Origin of the sequence: Actinomadura sp. NPDC048032 (assembly GCF_040653175.1) — a bacterium.
In the GTDB taxonomy this organism is placed as follows: Bacteria; Actinomycetota; Actinomycetes; order Streptosporangiales; family Streptosporangiaceae; genus Spirillospora; species Spirillospora verrucosospora.
The window spans coordinates 24,351-30,815 of the sequence record NZ_JBEZJP010000046.1 but is presented as its reverse complement, the minus strand read 5'-3'; the positions used below and the strand labels follow the sequence as shown (position 1 = coordinate 30,815).

The window sequence follows — 6,465 nt, the reverse complement described above, 5'->3', positions numbered from 1 at the left end:
TCGCTGACGTGCCCGCCCGACCACGGCTGGATCGCGCCCTCGCCGAGCGAGAGCTATCCGGTGCGCCGCGAGGTCGGGGTCGGGGAAGAGACCGGCGGCGTCGGCCAGCCGGAAGAGGCCGGCCATGTGCGTCACCGAACGCGCGGTCTCCAGCCCGCCGACCATCCGGAAATGCCGCTGGTGGCCGGTCAGCCAGGCCAGGAACACCACTCCCGTCTTGTAGTAGTAGGTGGGCGTCTCGAAGAGGTGCCGGGCCAGCGGCACCGTGGGGGCGAAGATCTCCTCGTAGGACGCGGTGTCGCCGCCGTCCAGCGCGTGCAGGGCGGCCGCGGCGGCGGGCGCGATGGGGTCGAAGACGCCGAGCAGCGCGTCGCTGTGCCCCTCGGAGTCGCCCCGGATCAGCTCCGGATAGTTGAAGTCGTCGCCCGTGTAGAGCCGGACCCCGGCCGGCAGCCGGCGGCGCAGGTCGATCTCCCGCGCCGCGTCCAGCAGCGAGATCTTCACCCCGTCGATCCTGGACGCGTGCTCGCCGATCAGCGCGAGCAGCGCGCCGGAAGCCACGTCCAGGTCGGCCGAGCCCCAGTAGCCCTCCAGCGCCGGGTCGAACATCGGGCCCAGCCAGTGCAGCACGACCGGCCGCCTGACCTGGGCCAGCAGCCGCCCGTACACGGCGGCGTAGTCCTCCGGGCCGCTCGCCGCGGCCGCCAGGTGCCGGCTCGCCATCAGCACCGGCACCGCGCCGACGGACTCGATGACGGCGAGCTGCTCCTCGTACGCGGCGGCGATCTGCTCCAGCGACGCGGGCCCGGCGGGCAGCTGGTCGGTGCCCGCCCCGCAGACGATCCGGCCCCCTGCTGAAAGCGCTTCCTCACCGCTCCGCACGATGAGCTCGCGGGTCGTCGCCCAGTCCAGGCCCATGCCGCGCTGGGCGGTGTCCATCGCCTCGGCGACGCCCAGCCCGTAGGACCACAGGTGCCGGCGGAACGCCAGCGTCGCGTCCCAGTCCAGGCCCGCGTCGCCCGCCGCCCCGTCCCCGGCCACCACGTGCGCGGCCGCGTACGCGACGCGCGACGCGGCGGGTCCCGCGGGCGGCTTGTAGGTGCGCGGCTCGCTCATCGCGTGGCCGGGCGCCCCGGGCAGGTCGATCCTCATCGGGTCAGCTCCGGAACGTCGAGGCGGCGGCCCTCCCGCCACGCCCGCAGGCCCAGCTCGGCGAGCTGGACGCCGCGCGCTCCGGCGTAGAAGTCCCAGGGGAAGGGGCCGTCGTCGGCGACGTGGCGCAGGAACATCTCCCACTGGGTCTTGAAGCCGTTGTCGAACTCGGTGTTGTCGGGGATCTCCTGCCACTGCGAGCGGAAGTCCTCGGTGGCGGGCAGGTCGGGGTTCCACACCGGCTTCGGCGTCATCGACCGGTGCTGGACGCGGCACCGCCGCAGCCCCGCGACTGCCGACCCCTCCGTGCCGTCGACCTGGAACTCGACCAGCTCGTCGCGGAACACCCGGGTGGCCCACGAGGAGTTGATCTGGGCGACGATCCCGCCCTCCAGCTCGAAGATCCCGTAGGCGGCGTCGTCGGCCGTGGCCTCGTAGGGCTTGCCGTGCTCGTCCACCCGCTCGCCGATGTGGGTCGCGCCCAGCGCCTGCACCGACCGGACCGGCGCGATCACCCCGTCCAGCACGTACCGCCAGTGGCAGAACATGTCCAGGATGATGCCGCCGCCGTCCTCGGCGCGGTAGTTCCAGCTGGGCCGCTGGGCCTCCTGCCAGTCGCCCTCGAACACCCAGTACCCGAACTCGCCGCGCACCGACAGGATCCGGCCGAAGAACCCGCCGTCCACCAGCCGCTTGAGCTTGAGCAGCCCCGGCAGGAACAGCTTGTCCTGCACCACGCCGTGCTTGATGCCGGCCTCGTCGGCCAGGCGCGCCAGGGCGAGCGCCTCGTCGAGATCCTCCGAGATGGGCTTCTCGGTGTAGACGTGCTTACCGGCGGCCACCGCCGCGCGGATCGCCTCGACCCGCGCGGAGGTGACCTGGGCGTCGAAGTAGACGTCGGTGTCCGGACGCGCCAGCGCCTCGGCCAGGTCGGTCGTCCACGCCGTCAGCCCGTGCCGTTCGGCCAGTTCGCGCAGCTTGGTCTCGCTGCGTCCCACCAGCACCGGCTCCGGCCACAGCACGGTGCCCTCGGCCGTGCGGACCCCGCCCTGCTCCCTGATCGCGAGGATCGAGCGCAGAAGATGCTGGCGGTACCCCATCCGGCCGGTGACGCCGTTCATGACGATCCCGATGGACCTGCGTGCCATCCCGTTCCTTCCTAGCCTGTCGTGTGTCCAGTGCGGCGCGCCCTCCGGCGTGCCGAGCAGGGCGCGCCGGTCGGTGCGCGCCCGGTCGGTCGGCGCCGGTCAGTCCGCCGCGGCGCCCGCGCCGAGAAGTCCCCGGACGCGGTTGGTGACGCGGGCGAACTCCGGGCGGGCCATCGTGGCGGCGTAGTCGCGCTCCGCGGGCAGGTCGACGTCGATGATCTCGGCGATCGACCCGGGCCTGTCGGTCATCACCACGACGCGGTTGGCCAGGTAGGCGGCCTCCGCGATGGAGTGCGTGACCAGCAGGACGGTGGTGCCCGTCTCCCGCCAGATCCGGTTCATCTCGATGTTGAGCTGCTCGCGGGTGAGGGCGTCGAGCGCGCCGAACGGCTCGTCCATCAGCAGGACGCGCGGCTCGTGCAGCAGCGCCCGGCACAGCGCGACCCGCTGCTGCATGCCGCCCGACAGCTCGTGCGGCAGCGCGTCCTCGAAGCCCTTCAGGCCGGTCATCTCGATCAGCTCGGCGGTCCGCTTGCGGGCCTGCTCGGCCGGCATCTTGCGCATCTCCGCCTGGAGGAGGATGTTCTTGCGGGCGCTGCGCCACTCCAGCAGCGCGGCCCGCTGGAACACGTAGCCGATGTCCGGGCGCGGCGCCGTGACCTTGTCGCCGCGCAGCCGCACGTCCCCGGTCGAGGGCTTCAGCAGCCCCGCGACCAGCTTCAGCATCGTGGACTTGCCGCAGCCGGACGGACCGACGATCGCGACGAACTCGCCCATCGGGACTTCCAGCGACACCTCGCGCAGGGCGGTGACGTCGCGCTTGCGGGTGCGGAACCGGACGGCGACCTCATTGAGGCTGACGGCGTTCTCCCGGCCCGTCTCCCGGCCGGTGTCCGGCTTCGCGGTGGATTTCTCGCTCATGATCCTCATCGCTCGTCCCGTCACGTCTGCGGAGCGGCCGACGCCTGCCAGTACTCCGACGGCGCCTGCGCCTTGCCGATGACCCCGGCCTGCTGGAAGGTGGCGATCGTCTGCTTCCAGTCGTCCTCGGAGTTGACGCCGGGCGCCTTGCCCTGCGTCGCGGGGGTGTGCAGCAGCGTCAGCGTGGTCTTGAACTGCTCGGTGAGCACCTTCTCGGGCGGCAGCTGCTCGGACGCGCCCGCCATGCTCGCGACGGCGCCCGCCTGGTCGCCCTCCGCGGCCGTCCACGACTCGCTCGTCGCCGCGACCATCTCCTTGACGAGCTTGGCGTCGCTCTTCAGCTTCCGCTCGCCGGCCAGCAGGCCGTTGGAGAAGAAGTTCAGCCCGAAGTCGGAGTACCGCAGGTACGAGACCTCCTTGCCGGACTTGGCGGCCATCGTCGGGCCCTGGTCGTTCGCGAAGCCCATGAGGCCCTCGGTCTTGCCGGCCAGCACCGCGGCCATCTTCCCGGCCGGGTCGGTGTTCTGGACGGGGACGTCGCTCGCGCTCATCCCGTTCTTCTGCAGGAACACGGGGAAGGTGCGCGCCAGCGCGTCCCCGGCCGTCCCGGCGATCTTCTTGCCCTTCAGGTCGGCGGGCTTCTTGATCCCCGCCGAGGTGAACGACTGCACGGACGCGGGCGTCGTCTGCAGGAACACGCCGATGCTCTTGACCGGCATGCCCTTGTCGACGGCGGCGAGCAGCGCGGGCGTGTCGGCCCAGCCGAAGTCGGTCTGCCCGGCGCCGGTGGCCTGGACGGTCTTCTGCGAGCCCTGGCCCGCCTTGATCTCCAGGTCGATGCCGTGCTTCTCGAAGATGCCCTTCTTCTTGCCGTAGTAGAACGGCGCGTGCTCGCCGTAGGGGTACCAGTTCAGGGTCAGGGTGACCTTGGTCAGCTTCTTGCCCGAGGCGCTCGTGCTCTCGCCCGAGTCACCGCCGCAGGCGGTGCCGGCGAGTGCGAGGGCCGGCGCCATGACGGCGATGGCGAGGGTGCGGAGTTTCATTGGACGGCTCTCCGTAGGTGGGGTGGGTCGTGCTCGGCCGTTGGACTGTCGGGACGTCCCGTCCAGCGGATTCCGGGCGGGCGGTTCGGGTGGCGGGGGGCGCGCCGGCGCACCGCCGGGCGGCGCCGTCAGTACGTCGTGGTGACGGCGTCGCCGCGGCGGCTCGCGTGCCACGGCAGCAGCAGCTTCTCCGCGACCTCGACGACGACGAACAGCACCACGCCGATGGCCGACATGACCAGCAGCCCGGCGAACAGCATCGGGGTGTCGAGATTGCCGTTGGCCTGCAGGATCACGTAGCCGAGCCCCTCGTTCGCGCCGACGAACTCGCCGACCACGGCGCCGGTGACGGCCAGGGTGACCGCGACCTTCAGGCCGGAGAACAGGTGCGGGAGCGACGCCGGCAGCCGGATCTTGGAGAACGTGGCCATCGGGCTCGCGCCCATCGTGGCCGACAGCTGCAGCATCTCCGGATCCACCGCCTTCAGCCCGGCGACCATCGAGATCACCACCGGGAAGAAGGCGATCAGCACCGCCACGACGATCTTGGGACCGATGCCGAAGCCGAGCCACACCACGAACAGCGGGGCGATCGCGATCTTCGGGACGACCTGCGCGAACAGCAGGATCGGGTAGAGGGTGCGCTCGACCGTCGACGAGTACACCATGATCACCGCGGACGCGACGCCGATGAGCACCGCGAGCGCGAAGCCGATCAGGGTCTCGTACGTGGTGACCCACGTGTGGTGCCAGATGTAGCCCCACTTGTCGCCCATCAGCCGCAGCGTCGCGCCGGGCGAGGGGACGAGGTAGGCCTCGACCAGCTTGAAGGCGCTGATCGCCCACCACGCGGCGAAGCAGGCCACCAGCAGGGCGACGGGCCGCCACGACCGTTCCAGGCCGTCGCGGATCCGTTCGCCCGCGCCGGGCCTGGCGCGTTCCACGACGCCCGCCGCGTCCGCCGAGGGCGGGGCGGCCGTCGTACCCTGACTCACCATGGGTTCCTCCGGACGGGGTGGTTTGGAAAGCGCGTTCAGAAAGCGCTTTCTGATGTACCGTAAGAAGCGGCGCGCGCCGCGGTCAAGAGGGTCTTCGCCAGGAACCCGCCGCGAGGGCCCGTGCCGGCCGAGGGGGCGGTGATGACGGAAGCGGCCGAAGGGGAGCGCACCGGCGACCGGGCGTACGTGACCCTGCAGGACGTCGCGAAGGAGGCGAGCGTCTCGCTGGCGACCGCGTCCCGCGTCCTGAACGGCACCTCGCAGGTGCGCGCCGACCTGCGGGAACGCGTCCTTGCCGCGGCGGCCGAGCTGAGCTACACCCCGAACGCGCACGCCCAGGCGCTCGCCAGCTCCTCCAGCAAGTCCGTCGGGGTGGTCTGCCACGACGTCAGCGACCCCTACTTCGCCGCCATCGCCCGGGGCGTCATGCGCACCGCCGCCGAGCACGGGATGCTGGTGATGCTCGCCAGCACCTTCCGCGACCCGGCGCGCGAGGTCGAGTACGTGGCGATGCTGCGCGCCCAGCGCGCCCGCGCGATCCTGCTCATCGGCTCCGGCTTCGAGGACCGCGACTGGGAGCGGGCGATGGCCGCCGAGCTCGACCCCTACCAGCGCACCGGCGGCCGCGTCGCCGTCCTCAGCCGGCACCGCAGCCTCAAGGTCGACGCCATCCTGCCGCAGAACCGGGAGGGCGCCGCCGCCCTGGCCCGCGCCCTGCTCGACCTCGGCCACCGCAGCTTCGGCGTGCTGACCGGCCCCCGCGCCCTGACGACCGTCCACGACCGGCTCGGCGGATTCACCGAGGCGCTCGCCGAGGCGGGCGTCCGGGTCGCGCCCGAGCACATCGTCGAGGCCCCCTTCACGCGCGACGGCGGCTACCGGGCGGCGACCGAGCTGCTCCGCCGCGAGAACCGTCCGACCTGCGTGTTCGCCGTCACGGACGTGATGGCGGTCGGCGCGCTCGCCGCGCTGCGCGACAACGGCGTGTTAGTGCCGGAGGAGATGTCGCTCGCCGGATTCGACGACATCTCGATCGTCCGCGACCTGACCCCGGCCCTCACCACCGTCGCGCTGCCGCTGAACGCGATGGGGGAGCGCGTCATGGGCCTGGCCCTGCGCGAGCCCGCCACCCGCCGCAGCCGCATCGAGCGCGTCGCGGGCGAGGTGGTGCTGCGCGGCAGCACCGCACCGCCCGGCTGACCC

At 72.2% G+C, this 6,465-nt stretch carries 6 protein-coding genes; 1 reads left to right on the top strand and 5 read right to left on the bottom strand.

The window, feature by feature from the left end; genetic code table 11:
• From AB0C69_RS09435 to AB0C69_RS09415, 5 genes are all read right to left on the bottom strand, one after another.
• On the bottom strand, positions 1 to 1,116 hold a 1,116-nt coding region (locus AB0C69_RS09435), incomplete at its 3' end, for a dihydrodipicolinate synthase family protein (RefSeq protein WP_360351855.1).
• Between the two features lie 32 nt (positions 1,117 to 1,148).
• Entirely contained in the window at positions 1,149 to 2,300 is a 1,152-nt protein-coding gene (locus AB0C69_RS09430) for a Gfo/Idh/MocA family oxidoreductase (RefSeq protein WP_345182715.1), read from the bottom strand.
• A 99-nt stretch (positions 2,301 to 2,399) separates the two neighbouring features.
• Positions 2,400 to 3,221 carry an ABC transporter ATP-binding protein gene (locus AB0C69_RS09425; protein ID WP_345182714.1) on the bottom strand — a complete coding sequence of 274 codons (822 nt, stop codon included), beginning with the start codon at positions 3,219 to 3,221 and terminating at the stop codon, positions 2,400 to 2,402.
• Positions 3,222 to 3,241: 20 nt separating this feature from the next.
• The gene (locus AB0C69_RS09420) at positions 3,242 to 4,264 is read right to left on the bottom strand and encodes an ABC transporter substrate-binding protein (RefSeq protein ID WP_360351850.1); all 1,023 of its coding nucleotides are present in this window, start codon (positions 4,262 to 4,264) and stop codon (positions 3,242 to 3,244) included.
• A 128-nt stretch (positions 4,265 to 4,392) separates the two neighbouring features.
• Positions 4,393 to 5,262, bottom strand: coding sequence for an ABC transporter permease (locus AB0C69_RS09415; RefSeq protein ID WP_345182712.1), 870 nt, complete (start codon positions 5,260 to 5,262; stop codon positions 4,393 to 4,395).
• Between the two features lie 141 nt (positions 5,263 to 5,403).
• Here AB0C69_RS09415 and AB0C69_RS09410 point away from each other — a divergent pair, with 141 nt between their 5' ends.
• On the top strand, positions 5,404 to 6,462 hold the full coding sequence (locus AB0C69_RS09410; protein ID WP_345182711.1) for a LacI family DNA-binding transcriptional regulator: 1,059 nt from the start codon (positions 5,404 to 5,406) through the stop codon (positions 6,460 to 6,462).
• The last annotated feature ends 3 nt before the right edge of the window (positions 6,463 to 6,465 follow it).

Bases quoted from the DNA above. Each gene is read 5' to 3' on its own strand.
- AB0C69_RS09430 (WP_345182715.1), bottom strand. From the start codon at position 2,300: ATGGCACGCAGGTCCATCGGGATCGTCATGAACGGCGTCACCGGCCGG.
- AB0C69_RS09425 (WP_345182714.1), bottom strand. From the start codon at position 3,221: ATGAGCGAGAAATCCACCGCGAAGCCGGACACCGGCCGGGAGACGGGC.
- AB0C69_RS09420 (WP_360351850.1), bottom strand. From the start codon at position 4,264: ATGAAACTCCGCACCCTCGCCATCGCCGTCATGGCGCCGGCCCTCGCA.
- AB0C69_RS09415 (WP_345182712.1), bottom strand. From the start codon at position 5,262: ATGGTGAGTCAGGGTACGACGGCCGCCCCGCCCTCGGCGGACGCGGCG.
- AB0C69_RS09410 (WP_345182711.1), top strand. From the start codon at position 5,404: ATGACGGAAGCGGCCGAAGGGGAGCGCACCGGCGACCGGGCGTACGTG.